Raw genomic sequence first — 12,020 nt, forward strand, 5'->3', positions numbered from 1 at the left:
TTCGGCCGGCTATCTCGCTTGTCGCGCTGAAACGGGACCTATTCCGAGGGGCTATCGCCTTCGGCCTCGGGGCTGAGCTTGTGAAACAACGCGAGCATGCCCAGTTGGCGCTCGGTCATGTCGAGGGCAGGGCGAGCCGGGTAACACGCTTGGATGCGATGGTCCAGGTGAAAGCGTTCCAGCAGCTTGCAGAAGGGGCAAGGTTCACCGTGGTGCGCTACGGTGCCGACCGCAGCAATGAACTCGCAGCCGCACCCAGGACAAGTCAGGACGGTCAGCGTTGGTGCGCTGGCCAGCCAGATGCCATCGACGTAGGAGATAAGGTTGAAGGCCCGGTCCAGGCTGATCCGGTAAGGCGGCTGGGTGACCGACTGATAGGCGCGATACGCCAGGATCAAGGCTTCCGCGGCGGTCAGGCCATGGCTGCGCAATTGGTGGTACTTGGCACCAATGAGGCAGGCATCGATGCGCAGAATGAGGTTGGCACCGTGGTACCACTCGGCCGAGTCCGGGGCTCGGCCACGGGGAATCGTGTGTGCGTCGGGGAAGAAAAGGCTCTGTACCTGGCGCGGTGGCATGCCGGTCATGAGGTGAATCGTTTTCAAGCGGGCGCCGAGTGCAGCCAACTGTTTCGCCTGTTGCATCGCGTGCAAATGCCGGTCGCCTCTGGTCGGCATGTGAGTCTTCCTAGCGCCGAATTTCCATTGGTGCGGACGGATGAATGATGGCCATGGGGCCAGCCAGGGCTCGCGGCGTACTTAGCAGCGTCACCAGGTCGGCACGCGGCGGGAATAAGGTCGTGTCGCCGACATGAAGCACCAGAGACCACAGTTCATCGAGGCTCAAGCCCTTGAGGTAGTCGGCTAGTTTTGTATCGAGTGAGAATTTGCAACAGGTTGAAGCCCGATCATGTTGTAGACCGGCGCGAATGACGGCAAGCACATTCAGGTTAATCCATTCGACATCGGTAAGCGTCACATGACTCATGGTCCTGTTCTCCGGTTGGCCCTGTTGGGATGGGGGCATCAGGCATTGGAGACGGAAACCTTCGTGAGCGATCCGGCGCGCCAGCCTGGTCAAGGCAAGTGGGCAGTCTATTTATAATCGAAGTGAAATGGCAATAGCATTTGCGGAAATGCTTGAAGGGTGACGTTCTTGCCATACTCAAGGGCTGATTGATACTGTCGCTTGGTGAGTGGCGCGGTGCAGGATGGACTATCTCGTGACGCCGGAGAGGTAATAAAGATAGGGGGCACAGTGCTCTTGAGTGATTGAATGCCGAACCAGGACAAATGTCCCGGCCGGCTTTCAACATGCTTCTGGATCAGGCCGCTTCGGCCAGTCCTTTCCACTCATGGGCCGACAAGTCGATCAGCCGACCGCCCAAGGCTTCGAACTCCGTCGCGCGGTCATAGTCCTCGACCTCCTGACTGAAATGCGTGACCGCATTGACCAGTCCGTAACCTGACAACTCTCCCTCGGCGATCAGATGGCGAAGTACGCCGGCCCGTTCGCCGTCGTTCAGGGTGTAGCGCTGAGCCAGCACCTCGACCGTCTTGACGGGGTCGCCAACCAGCGGGATGTTGAGCGTCTTCTGCAACTTCTGCGCTGTCTGGCGAAAGGTCGCATCCGACACTGCAGCCTGCACCACATCGCGGACCTTCAGGAAGAAGGCCTTGTCATCGGCTTGCAGGGTGTCGTCCTGGTAGACCTGGATGCGTTCATCCTCGCCGCCGAGCGCGCGACCGACGTGGGTTTTGCGCAATGAGCGATCCGGGACGATCAGGCCGTTGCTGCATACCAGCCGGAACAGCAGCGGCTGCACCGACAGTGTGCCCTGGCCGACCTCCGAATTCGAGATGACGACGCCGGCTTGCACTACGTCGCCGGGTGCCATCTCGTACTTTAGGCGCGGCGTGATGCACTTCAGGTACATTTTCGTTTCGGTCAGTTCCACCGACTCGAAGCGCACTTCTGGCAACTGCTGCAGGATGGGGAGCACGCTCTCAGCCAGGTCGAAGTTGTCCAGGCGGCGATAGCGATCCGACAGCACGGCACGCACCTGACCATCCAGGGTGCGCAGCATGCGCCGGTCTTCATCGTTCTGCAGCCAGGTGTTCACATTGCGATCGAGCAGTGTGGGCTGATCTTCGCGCATGCGCTCGAAATAGGCATACGGAATCTTCAGCTTGTCCGCCAACTGGCGGCGCGCCAGGGGCGTCACGCCATACTGGACCGGGTTGCCGCCTTCCTCGATGACGAGACGAGTCTCGCCCTGCTCGTCGGTGGCATGGCGTATCAGCGCCGAGGGCACGATCAGGTCCTTCTTCGAATGCAGTTGGCGTTCCAGTTCCTGGGCCAGGCTGACGAGAGAACGTCCGTTTTTCATAGCAATCTCCTTGTCGGAAAAGAAAAGCGGAGACGGCATCGCCCACAGTGGGGATGCGCATCCCCGCCAGGGTCGATGACGGACCGGCGAATGCTGGTCCAAATAAGGCACGAGGTGAATCGCGCCGGAACTCCAGGGCTGTCTTCGCGATTCCGTGGGGTATCGCCTGGTGTGACAACTACCAGTCGGGCAAATGACCTTTTCAGTGGCACCGCAGGGCGCTGCAGTGCCACTGAAAAGGCGGGTGCGCGCGCCTTGCGGCGGCGCACCCCCTGGTTGCTCAAGCTGCCCGTGCCGACAAGGCCTGCACGCGGCGTAGCCACAGATCGCTCCAGTCCACGCCAGCGTCCTTGGGCACAAACACCTGCACGTCACGGTTGCCTGTGCGATGCGTTTCGTGCTTCAGGCGCCGGGCCAGTACGAAGGCGCCGGCCTGACCAGCGAAGTCGCCGTCGGCATCGTTGTCGGCGTAGATCCAGACCCGGCGAACCGAGTCGGGAATCCACAGCTTTTCCAGATTGCCTGCGTTCAAGCCGGCCCAAAACGGCCGCCCCGTCGCCAGATACAGCGCGATGCTCTTCTCGATACCTTCGCTGATCCCCAGGTCCTCGGTCGCCTCGAAGAGACGAACCGCGGCTCCGTTGATGCCGGAAGACAGCACCTTCTTCGCATCCGGCACGGCCAGTTTGGCGCCAGCTTGGAGGTAGGTTCGGTGCAGGGTGACTGCATGACCATCCTCGCCCTGGATGCAGGCCAGCATGGCCGGATACTCGGCGACCTTGTGCGATTTGCCGTCGGCATCCTTCTGGTAGTAGCCCAGCGCCGGATGGAAGCGCAGCACCTTCGGATAGACCGGCAGCGCCACGCCACGACTGGTCAGGTAGCGATCGACTTCATCGCCAACCGTCACTGGTTTCGCTTCGTTCCAGATGCGCTGGGCCAGTTTCTGCATGCGCTCGGCCGAAGGCTCGTTGGCCTTTACTGGAGCCGTCGCCGGCATCATCCCCAGGCAACGCTCGACATCGCGCAATGCCGTGTTGAAATCGATGCCCAGTACTGCCTGCATCAACTTGAAGCCGCCGCCTGGGCCGCAACTGCGGCAGTGATAGTTCCCTTCGCCGAACTTGTCGGTGTACTGGAAGCGATCCGTGCCGCCGCACAAGGGACAGGGGAGATTGCGCCGCTTGAGGATGCGTTCATCGACTCCCAGGCTCGCCAGTATCTCAGTCCACCGGCCATGGGCTCGCTGCTTGACCGCTTCGATACGGGCCTCGTACTCACGATTCTGCATGGCATGCACCTTCTTCGATGATCAGGGCTACCGAATAGCTGGGGGCGATGCCCACGCCGACGGTGACCTGGAAAGCCTTGCCATGGAGTAAGGGATAGCGGCCCAGCCGCAACTCCTGCAACAGCGAGTCCAATGTCTGCACCGGATCGACCGAGCGCAGGTGACGGATCAAATCCGCCAGTGCATCGCGGTCCGCATCGAGGTCAGCGGCGAGGAACTGGTCGTTCTCGTCGATGAAGGACGAGGCCTGTCGTACTGGCTGGCCGGAGGTCTCGCCGGCCGGGATGTACAACACATCATCGTGGCAGACGCCCGCGTCGGTGATTTCGGCGACGTCCTTGATACTGCGCAGGATTACCGAGTCGCAGAGGATCACGGTGGGCCATACCCAGCGTCCTTCCAACTGGACGCGGATTTGCTCGGAGACCGCTTCGACCTGCACTGTTTCCTGGTCGAGGAAACGCACGTAGCGCCATGCCCAGTGATTGGAGCTCAGGCCGATCCAGTCGAAGATCAGATAGCCTTTGGCCCGGGCCATCATCCAGCGTGCCGCGTTGTCGTCGCCCAACCAGTCGAGCGAAACCAGGGTCACCGCGCCGCTCTCGACCGCTTGCCGGGTGGGCGCCACGGCAACTTGCCGGACATAGCTGCGGTCATCATCCTGGATTGGATAGTCGACGATTTCGTCGAACAACTCGACCGGCAGCACATCGAGGTCGTTGAGCAGGTCCAACTGTCCCCAAGCGCGCATCGCCTCATAGTAGATTGCGACAAAACGTTCAGGACAAAGCTGGCTTTTGGCAACTTCCAGCGTCTGCCGCCAGCAGGCGGCCAACTCGGCATTGATGCGCTTACTCTGGACGTCTTCGTCGATCAACTTGTCGCGATCCGGCAGGCGCGCCATGAATTGGCGCGAATCCAGGTGTACGACATTGGCCTCGTCGAACGAGCCGTAGTTTGGTTTCATGACGCAGAAGCCTTGCAGAAAGACCAGGGCGTTGTAACTGAACTTGCCGTCCCGCGTCCCGGTCAGATGAACCGTACCCATCGGGCTCGCCATCGTCGCCAGGTTCGCGACGGCAAAGCGGCGCGTCAGCGGCTTGCCGTTGAACAGCACCTCAACCGGAAAGCCCAGGCACAAGGTCTCGATGCGACTACCAAGTTCGGGTAGTTCGACCCCGTGCAGTTCTATCCGGGTGCCAGTCACTGCTTCGGTCATGGACTCGACGTCGATGGATGCCTTGGCCAGTGCCGCCGCGGTGTCGATATCGACTCGCTGATGGCGGGAAGCGACGATGCAGCGCGTCGCGGCATAGAGGCACTTCGAGAAGCCAACCCCGAAAGGGCGTTCCTCGGCGCTGGTGGCATCATCCCAGCCCGACTCGTGGAAACTCAGGAGTTTCTGGAAGTCGTCGAGACCGTTGCCATCGTCTTGTGCCACCAGGATCTGTGTGCCGGCGTCGTAGTCGACTTCGATGTGCATTGCCCCGGCACGGCGGGCGTTCTGCAACAACTCGGAGACGAGCGTGAAGCGGTCGGTGAAGGCAAAGCGCTGGTTGCGCAAGGCGCCTTCCTCGTTGACTCGAACCTGTATCTGCATGATGTGCTCCTTGAATGCAGGCGGTACTGATCCCGGCGGGACCGGCCCGCCAAGGGGGAAGAAGACCCGTCAGCCGAGACGGCGAACAGGCGGGGTAAACAGTTGGCCGGCGGCCAGGGCTTCCATCAGGCTGTGCTGGCGGAATTCTTTGGCCAGCAGGTGGCGGGTGCTCAGGATCTGGCCGGCAGCGTCGAGACGCTCGACCTTTAGAGCGATTGGGTGCCAGTGCACCCGGTAAGCCAGCCAGTCGGCACTGGCGATGACAAATGTACGACCGGCCCGGCCGGTGAGGACTTCGCTTTCCTTGACGAGGAACTCGATGTCTTCGGGGGCCTGGACGGTCAGTAGGGGCACCGCGCGTCCGGCGAGATGCGTTACGGTATACATAGCGCTCTCCTTAGAGCACGGGCAGGGGGCAGGGCAGGCCATCGGCGGGCAGTCCGGCATCCATGTCCTTGCCTGGTGGATCAAGGCGTTGGTCGTTGATCCGCGCCAGCTGATCTGTCAGGCAAGCGGCATGCAGCCGTTCCTGGCGAATCTGTTCCAGCCCAACCGCGTCTTCATAGTCCAGACGTCCGGCGATGCCGTAGAGGACGAAGATCGCCAGCAGGCAAAGGACATCCTTGAAAGTGCTCATGACGACTCCTTGAAAGTGGGGGCTTGCGCGTTGGCAGCAAGCCCGAAAAGTTGGACGGATTAGGCGAACAGGTCGCCTTGCACGGACATCCGCTTGATCTGTTCGTTGATCCACTGGGGGTTCTTGGCGAGTCGTGCTTCGATCCAGGCGGGGTTGTGGACGACGGCGTCGCGCACCCAGTCGGGGTAGCGCTCGAGCGAGGCGTTTAACCAGGCTTTGAGGTTGTGGCGGATGTGGCCGCGGATTTCTTCGGCGTCGACCAAGCCGCAATAGGCGATGGGTGACAGTGGGCTGCAACCGACCACGCGCAGGCAACTGGCGAAGGAGAACGGCATGCCGTCCTTTTCGCGCTCGCTGAACACCCAGCGCAGCGTGTCGAACTTCTCTTCAAGGGGCGTCGCGGGATCAGCCAGGTGGCTGACTTCTTCAAGCAGGCGCCAATGCAGGAAGACGATGTCTTCCTCGCTCCATTCGATCGGTGCGTCCGCATCGTCGAGCATCTGCTCCTGCGCGGCACGATCAGGAATCGCCGCCGGCCGGTGACATGAGATAGCCGGCCAAGAGGAAAAGATGGGCGGGAATACGGGGCCCACGGGCGTGGGATGGGAAGCTTTGGGGGATACGCTCTGATTCAGCATCGTTGGCTCCAGGAAAAAAGGAGGCAACGCGCACCACGGCAGGGGGCAGATGCCCCCGTGGGGTGACGAACGGCCGAGCCGCTAGAGGCGGTACGGGAAGAAGAAACTCCAGGGCTGGCTTGAGCAGGCGGCGTGAACCGCCGTGATCGGTATGCCAGCGACCGATCGAGGAAGGCTTTCGGGGGAGGGGCGTCCGGGATACGGGAACAGAGACGCCGCGCCCCTGCCTCGAAAACTTCCCGCGATGGCATGGGTACGATCGGCAGCGGAATTGCTACCGGGAAGACTGTTGTGCACAGCACCGGCGAAGCTCAACGGTGCGCGACAAACGGAAACTCCAGGGCTTGCCTCATTTGAATGCAGGGCCAGCTACTGCATGACGTAAAGGTAGCGGCCCGCATTGCCACGGTCAATCCCGAAAATGTACCTGGATCGGCCCCGATGCCGAAAGGCCCCTCAAGCGTCGGCCATTTCCGGTGGCGAATGAACCGCCCTCTGCGGAAGATTGCTGCGAACGCGGTATTTCGAGGAGCACGGCATGTCGGAGATCCAGATCGTCAAGATAGATGAGGGTGGCGTTAACGCCCGTATCCTCGCCAAGGAGGCCAAGGCTGATTTTCGGCGCGTTGAAGCTGCCAGCCTGAAAATGCCTACACGCTTCACCAGCGCCGAGGGCAAACGTTTCTTCGCGCGGCTGTTCAATACCCTGCAACTCAACACGCACTTCATCTCGGTAATTGCTCGTACCCGGCTGGACCATGAGGACGTGGCCAAGATCGAGAACACCATCCGCGCCCAGATGGACACGGTAAGTGAGAATTTGAACAAGGCCATCGATGGAGCCGAAGTGCTCTTCAAGGCGCACGCCATCAACAGCACGGCGACTTACGACACTGTACCGCTGGATGTCGAAGTTCATGTGCTGTCGTCGAGTGGCCGCCGCTTTCTCGAGGTGCTGGGGAAGCTTGACCAGTTGATGCCATTGTTGCAGACCCTGGAAATCCACGAGGTGATCACCACCCAGGCAGTCGATATCCAGCGTGCCAGCCTCAAACGGCAGGTGCGCGACATCGCCAATGGTGCGCGCAATTTCGCCATGGGTCTGCGACGGCGAATGAATGCCATGGGGGGGCGCGATGGCGAGGGCCGAGGCATGGATGTCCGGCAGGAGGCCGTCGCGGTAGATAGCACGGAAAAACCTGGGGAAGAAGGCGGCGGGGAGGTCGAACCGGCAGCGATGAACTCCGACACACGATTATCCGAAGCCTTGGAAAGCGACCAGCCTTCAGTTGGCGAGTAGCAGCGATATCTGCTACTCGTCCCCTTTGCTGTTTCCCCCGAGCCGAAATCAACAACTATGTAGATGCAAATAACAACATAAGACACCCTGTTTTGATACTTCGGAGACCGTCATTCTTGTTGATTAAGAGGACAACATGATGGCGGTAAAGAAAAAAGACTCCGCTGGTCTGGCGAAGCACCTTGGGGGCAACCTATGCGAGCGGCGCAAACAGTTGGGATGGACACAGGAAACAGTCGCGGAGCGGGTCGGCGTGGATGTCGAAACCGTCTCGCGCATTGAACGCGGAGCACATCTGCCATCGCTGCCTACGCTAGACAGGCTTGCGATTGCGCTGCGCTGTTCTGCTGGTGACCTGTTGTCGAAAGAAGGACCCGCCGAGGCCAGCGAAGCTGCGGCCTTTGGCGCATGGATTTTCGAACTGGGTCCCGATGATCGGGCATTCGTTATGTCGGTAGTGCGGAATTGTTGTGAACACTTGAGTAAACGCTCGAAGTAGCAAGTATTCCTGCCGACAGGAGGAATACAGGGTACTCAATGGCGTGTGGGACGCACTTTTACGGGGCTCTGCGAGATGTCGCCAGCACAAGTCATGGCCATTTCCGCCAAGGCAAGCTTGATCCTGGCCGGATTTACCCGCGATCCGGTTTTCGGGTCGCAACCTTGATCGCGGCGAGTCGGAATGGGTTTGCTACCTGTGCCATCTCCAATCGCTGGCTGGCGCGGCCTCTTTAGGCGGGCAGGTTCCGGAGCTTCTTGCGTCTGCCCACGGACGCCCATATTGTGTAGTCAGGTTCTATGTCAGCCTGCCCTGGCGCCATGGGCACCTTTACCGCTCTCGTGGCGGCGTTGCAGTCGATACCTGCCTGTTACCCGACGATCCGCTATCGCGTGTGCCGCGCGGCGCAGTGGCGGATCGGCTGACTTTTCCCGACCCGGACGCCCTTGGCCGTCATGGGATCGAATTCACTTTCTTGCTCATCCTTCCATGCTGTGCGACCGGGGCGCCCGCAGCATGCTGTCGAGTTCAGCGTTCCCTATCGGCTCGCGCCATCCTGACCTAGTGCGGCCACAACAGAGCAGGTCATGTTCGTTAACAGCGTCTGCTGCAACGAGGTCCGATCATGCCCAAAATCCGCTCCAGGGTTTCCGCTACGGCGGCGACTTCCAACACTTTTTCAATTTCGCCCATGACGCCGACTGCGGTCCTGAAGTTGCCCGAGACCGGGTTCCTGCGTCAGCCCCAAGTACTGGCTTTCGTGCCCATTTCAAAATCAACCCTATGGCGGCGCATCCAGGCGCGCACTTTCCCGTGCCCGGTCAAACTCTCGGAACGAGTGACCGTCTGGCGCGCCGAAGATATCCGCCGCTGGATCGCGCAGCAGGGGGCGCCGGTCTGATTCCCGAATCAAGTATGGGAGATTGGCTCGTAGCGGCGTCGTTTGCGCCGCAACCGGGCCGCTACCGATCCACCGCATAACGCATGTATGCCGTCTCCGATCGGGGCGTCTGTCCCGAGCACGGCGCTCTTGATCTGATGACGAAATCCCGCACCTTTCCGGGCGATTCCGCCTGGCAATGGGGGCGTCGGTGCTTGAGTATTCGGAAAGATGTCGGTCGACAGATGATGGGAGAAGCAGGTCATGCAAGACAACCAGGAGGTCAGCAAACACCACGAAAATGCATTGCAATCGGTTGAGATGCTGCGGGCCGTTATCGGCGGCGATACCTACGAGACGGTAGCCGTGCGTTTCGGTATTTCGCGCACGGCGGTGGAGCGGCGCATCAAGTCGGTCGCCGTCCAACTTACCCAGCTAGTGGGCGTGGACGGTCTCAAGGAAGAGGGCGCCGCATTTGTGCGCCGGCTGCGCCTGCGTCGCGAAGCCATCCTGGTTGCGCTGGCGGGATTCGAGCCGCTGCCGCCGGTCGGTGCCCGCCCGGCGCGGGTATTGTCGGCGCCGGAGGTGGCCCAGGGCGCGGTGCGTATCAAGGGCCGTACCAGTCGCACCTGGCACGACCTCGCCCTCTACTACATGCTGTTTGCCACGGGCCTGCGCCCTCTCGAAATCGCCCGGCTTGAGGTGCGCGACTACCTGCATGCCGACGGCAGCGTGTGCCGTGAATCGGAATTGCGTGCCGAGGCGGCAATCAACGGAAAATTGAGGCCACTCTATTTCAGTAGTTGCCGGCTCGATGATGCGCTGACAGCCTATTTCAGGGAGCGCTGCGATTGTGGGCACGGCGTCGGGGTGCCGGACTGCTACCGTGGATTACGTGCGGACAGTCGCTTGTTTTTGTCGCCCTGCGGTGAACCCTACCGAATTGCGCCGAACAACGGCGCACCAGGGCAGAATCGGTTTGTCTGCCGGGCGCTGCTGGAGATTTACCGCAAGTTGTTCCGCTACGCCGAACTCAAGGGCCTGAGCGCCCAGTCGGCACGTCTGACGGTGATGTCGCGGATGTATGAGCGGGGTGCGGACGAAGATCAGGTCGGTGCCATCCTGGGTATCGGTGAGCGCAGCGCGGTGCGGGAACTGCTACCCCGGCCGAAGCCGACGTTGGCGGAATTGCTCGACGAACTGGTTTAAGTAAGGTCTGACCGCCATGGACCTCCAGCGCTTTGCCATCAAGGGCCGCGTAATCGGCGCCGATGATTCACAGTTGCAGGAAGCTTTGGCCCAGGTTCATGACACCCTCGAACGGCCACGCTGTCTGTGCATGCCGGGTGGGGTGGAAATGTACGTGGCGCGCCACAGCCTGTTCGTAGTCAAACGCATGCCGGACAGCGGCAGCGCCCACCATCCGGGTTGCCCGTCTTATGAGCCGGAGAGTCAGCAATCGGGCTTGGGCGAACTGCTGGGCGAAGCGGTGCTGGAAGCTGAACCGGGACGGGTCGAACTGCGCGTGGATTTTCCGTGGACGCGGGTGATCGGGCACAGCGTGCCGCGCGGTGAAGCGCAGGAAGTGGCGGAGGTGGGCGTGCCGCGGCGGCGCATGTCACTGCGCGCCTTGATGCACTTCCTGTTCGAGCGCGCCGGATTCAATCGCTGGAGTCCGGCCATGGCCGGCAAGCGCAACCAGGGAGTGCTGCGTAAATACCTGCTCGATGCAGCCGAGGAAATCACCGTCAAGGGCGTGCCGCTGGCCGAGCGCCTGTATGTCCCCGAGCCCTTCAGCGAATCCGGCAAGGCCGAAGCCGCCCAGCGCCGCCGCGAGAAGTTGGCGGTGCTGGGTCCGCGCGACGGCCAGGTGCCGCTGGCCGTCGTCATCGGAGAATACAAGGCCAGTGAGGCAACAGCCCAGGGACACCGGGTCTGGATTCGCCACATGCCGGATGCGCCCTTGCTGATCGCCGGACGTACTTGGGAACGTATTGAACGGGTCTTCGCACCACTGTTCGAGGCCCGCGATGCCGACATCCGCCACTCGGTGAGGCTGGTCATGGCGGCACTGATCTGTGCCCGCCGTGAACACACCTACGAGATTGATTCGGTAAGCCTGATGCTGACGAGCGAGCAGTGGATACCGATCGAGGGTGTGCATGAACTTCCACTGATTGATGCCCTGGTCGCTCAGCAGCGTCGCTTCGTCAAGCCGCTACGCTACGATGCCCGCAGTGCCGCGCCATTTCCGAATGCGCTACTGCTGGATACCGGGCCATCACCCATGCCGCTGCATGTGCTGAGCGTGTTCATGAACCCCAAGGAGCGGGCGGTGAAGGAGAAAGCAATTGCGAGGGTGGGAGAGATGGCCTGGGTATGGTCGACAGATCAGGTGATGCCATCCTTGAAAAGCATTTCTGATTCACGCTGACGGGTGTCGGCGATTGCGCCATAGGCGGGCTGGTCGATCAGCAAGCGTTGAGGAGAAACTGACGCCATCACTCGTTCACGCAACTCCTTTCCTGCCTTGAAGGCGGGAACCCATTTTGCCGGTACTGCTACTGGCTCACCTGTTTTTGGATTACGTGCCTGGCGGGGTGTGCGGTGGTTCAGGTAGAAAACGCCGAACCCGCGAATCTCAACCCGGTCACCGTGAATCAGCGCCGTATGGATGGCACCGAGAATCTCTGTTACCGCCATTTCAGCATCCTTCTGCACCAGTTGAGGAAAGCGTTCGGCGAGTAGGACAATGAGTTCGGAGCGGGTCATGGCGATATTTTAAG

Annotated in this window: 13 protein-coding genes and 1 pseudogene; 5 read left to right on the top strand and 9 right to left on the bottom strand. The window is 61.0% G+C overall.

The features are described 5' to 3' along the window. Positions 1–38: 38 nt before the first annotated feature. The 8 genes from WBK19_RS09825 to WBK19_RS09860 form a co-directional block, all read right to left on the bottom strand. Entirely contained in the window at positions 39–677 is a 639-nt protein-coding gene (locus WBK19_RS09825) for a FlhC family transcriptional regulator (protein WP_511289250.1), read from the bottom strand. Between the two features lie 10 nt (positions 678–687). Further along, a complete protein-coding gene (locus tag WBK19_RS09830; RefSeq protein WP_511289252.1) occupies positions 688–987 on the bottom strand; it encodes a hypothetical protein in 300 nt (99 codons plus the stop codon). 337 nt (positions 988–1,324) lie between these two features. After that, the gene (locus WBK19_RS09835) at positions 1,325–2,389 is read right to left on the bottom strand and encodes a DUF932 domain-containing protein (RefSeq protein WP_511289254.1); all 1,065 of its coding nucleotides are present in this window, start codon (positions 2,387–2,389) and stop codon (positions 1,325–1,327) included. 280 nt (positions 2,390–2,669) lie between these two features. Further along, entirely contained in the window at positions 2,670–3,680 is a 1,011-nt protein-coding gene (locus tag WBK19_RS09840) for a DUF7146 domain-containing protein (protein WP_511289256.1), read from the bottom strand. Further along, positions 3,667–5,280, bottom strand: a complete 1,614-nt coding sequence (locus WBK19_RS09845; RefSeq protein WP_511289258.1) for an ATP-binding protein — start codon at positions 5,278–5,280, stop codon at positions 3,667–3,669. The genes WBK19_RS09840 and WBK19_RS09845 overlap by 14 nt, the downstream gene beginning before the upstream one ends. Before the next feature lie 69 nt (positions 5,281–5,349). Beyond that, positions 5,350–5,667: a hypothetical protein gene (locus WBK19_RS09850; protein ID WP_511289260.1), complete on the bottom strand. Its 318-nt coding sequence runs from the start codon at positions 5,665–5,667 to the stop codon at positions 5,350–5,352. A gap of 10 nt (positions 5,668–5,677) precedes the next feature. Then, positions 5,678–5,917 (bottom strand): hypothetical protein, encoded by a 240-nt coding sequence (locus WBK19_RS09855; RefSeq protein ID WP_511289261.1) that lies wholly within the window; start codon positions 5,915–5,917, stop codon positions 5,678–5,680. Positions 5,918–5,976: 59 nt separating this feature from the next. Further along, complete coding sequence (locus WBK19_RS09860; protein ID WP_511289263.1) at positions 5,977–6,417, bottom strand: hypothetical protein; 441 nt, start codon at positions 6,415–6,417, stop codon at positions 5,977–5,979. Between the two features lie 676 nt (positions 6,418–7,093). Between WBK19_RS09860 and WBK19_RS09865 the strand changes: the two genes are divergently transcribed. From WBK19_RS09865 to WBK19_RS09885, 5 genes are all read left to right on the top strand, one after another. Beyond that, entirely contained in the window at positions 7,094–7,855 is a 762-nt protein-coding gene (locus tag WBK19_RS09865; protein WP_511289265.1) for a DUF1845 domain-containing protein, read from the top strand. 136 nt (positions 7,856–7,991) lie between these two features. Further along, positions 7,992–8,354 (top strand): helix-turn-helix domain-containing protein, encoded by a 363-nt coding sequence (locus WBK19_RS09870; protein ID WP_511289267.1) that lies wholly within the window; start codon positions 7,992–7,994, stop codon positions 8,352–8,354. Between the two features lie 625 nt (positions 8,355–8,979). Beyond that, positions 8,980–9,255 (top strand): helix-turn-helix transcriptional regulator, encoded by a 276-nt coding sequence (locus WBK19_RS09875; protein WP_511289269.1) that lies wholly within the window; start codon positions 8,980–8,982, stop codon positions 9,253–9,255. Between the two features lie 243 nt (positions 9,256–9,498). Further along, complete coding sequence (locus tag WBK19_RS09880; RefSeq protein ID WP_511289271.1) at positions 9,499–10,443, top strand: site-specific integrase; 945 nt, start codon at positions 9,499–9,501, stop codon at positions 10,441–10,443. A 16-nt stretch (positions 10,444–10,459) separates the two neighbouring features. Then, positions 10,460–11,668 (top strand): DUF1173 domain-containing protein, encoded by a 1,209-nt coding sequence (locus WBK19_RS09885; RefSeq protein WP_511289273.1) that lies wholly within the window; start codon positions 10,460–10,462, stop codon positions 11,666–11,668. Between the two features lie 68 nt (positions 11,669–11,736). Here the strand turns inward: WBK19_RS09885 and WBK19_RS09890 are convergent. Further along, positions 11,737–12,006: pseudogene (locus tag WBK19_RS09890) on the bottom strand (integration host factor subunit beta); the annotation flags it as partial. Between the last annotated feature and the right edge of the window lie 14 nt (positions 12,007–12,020).

The sequence above is a fragment of the Azonexus sp. genome (assembly GCF_049652925.1).
In the GTDB taxonomy this organism is placed as follows: Bacteria; Pseudomonadota; Gammaproteobacteria; order Burkholderiales; family Rhodocyclaceae; genus Azonexus.

What these genes read in the sequence shown, in the direction of transcription:
- WBK19_RS09825 (WP_511289250.1), bottom strand. Translation starts at nt 677, where the DNA reads ATGCCGACCAGAGGCGACCGGCATTTGCACGCGATGCAACAGGCGAAA.
- WBK19_RS09830 (WP_511289252.1), bottom strand. Translation starts at nt 987, where the DNA reads ATGAGTCATGTGACGCTTACCGATGTCGAATGGATTAACCTGAATGTG.
- WBK19_RS09835 (WP_511289254.1), bottom strand. Translation starts at nt 2,389, where the DNA reads ATGAAAAACGGACGTTCTCTCGTCAGCCTGGCCCAGGAACTGGAACGC.
- WBK19_RS09840 (WP_511289256.1), bottom strand. Translation starts at nt 3,680, where the DNA reads ATGCAGAATCGTGAGTACGAGGCCCGTATCGAAGCGGTCAAGCAGCGA.
- WBK19_RS09845 (WP_511289258.1), bottom strand. Translation starts at nt 5,280, where the DNA reads ATGCAGATACAGGTTCGAGTCAACGAGGAAGGCGCCTTGCGCAACCAG.
- WBK19_RS09850 (WP_511289260.1), bottom strand. Translation starts at nt 5,667, where the DNA reads ATGTATACCGTAACGCATCTCGCCGGACGCGCGGTGCCCCTACTGACC.
- WBK19_RS09855 (WP_511289261.1), bottom strand. Translation starts at nt 5,917, where the DNA reads ATGAGCACTTTCAAGGATGTCCTTTGCCTGCTGGCGATCTTCGTCCTC.
- WBK19_RS09860 (WP_511289263.1), bottom strand. Translation starts at nt 6,417, where the DNA reads ATGCTCGACGATGCGGACGCACCGATCGAATGGAGCGAGGAAGACATC.
- WBK19_RS09865 (WP_511289265.1), top strand. Translation starts at nt 7,094, where the DNA reads ATGTCGGAGATCCAGATCGTCAAGATAGATGAGGGTGGCGTTAACGCC.
- WBK19_RS09870 (WP_511289267.1), top strand. Translation starts at nt 7,992, where the DNA reads ATGATGGCGGTAAAGAAAAAAGACTCCGCTGGTCTGGCGAAGCACCTT.
- WBK19_RS09875 (WP_511289269.1), top strand. Translation starts at nt 8,980, where the DNA reads ATGCCCAAAATCCGCTCCAGGGTTTCCGCTACGGCGGCGACTTCCAAC.
- WBK19_RS09880 (WP_511289271.1), top strand. Translation starts at nt 9,499, where the DNA reads ATGCAAGACAACCAGGAGGTCAGCAAACACCACGAAAATGCATTGCAA.
- WBK19_RS09885 (WP_511289273.1), top strand. Translation starts at nt 10,460, where the DNA reads ATGGACCTCCAGCGCTTTGCCATCAAGGGCCGCGTAATCGGCGCCGAT.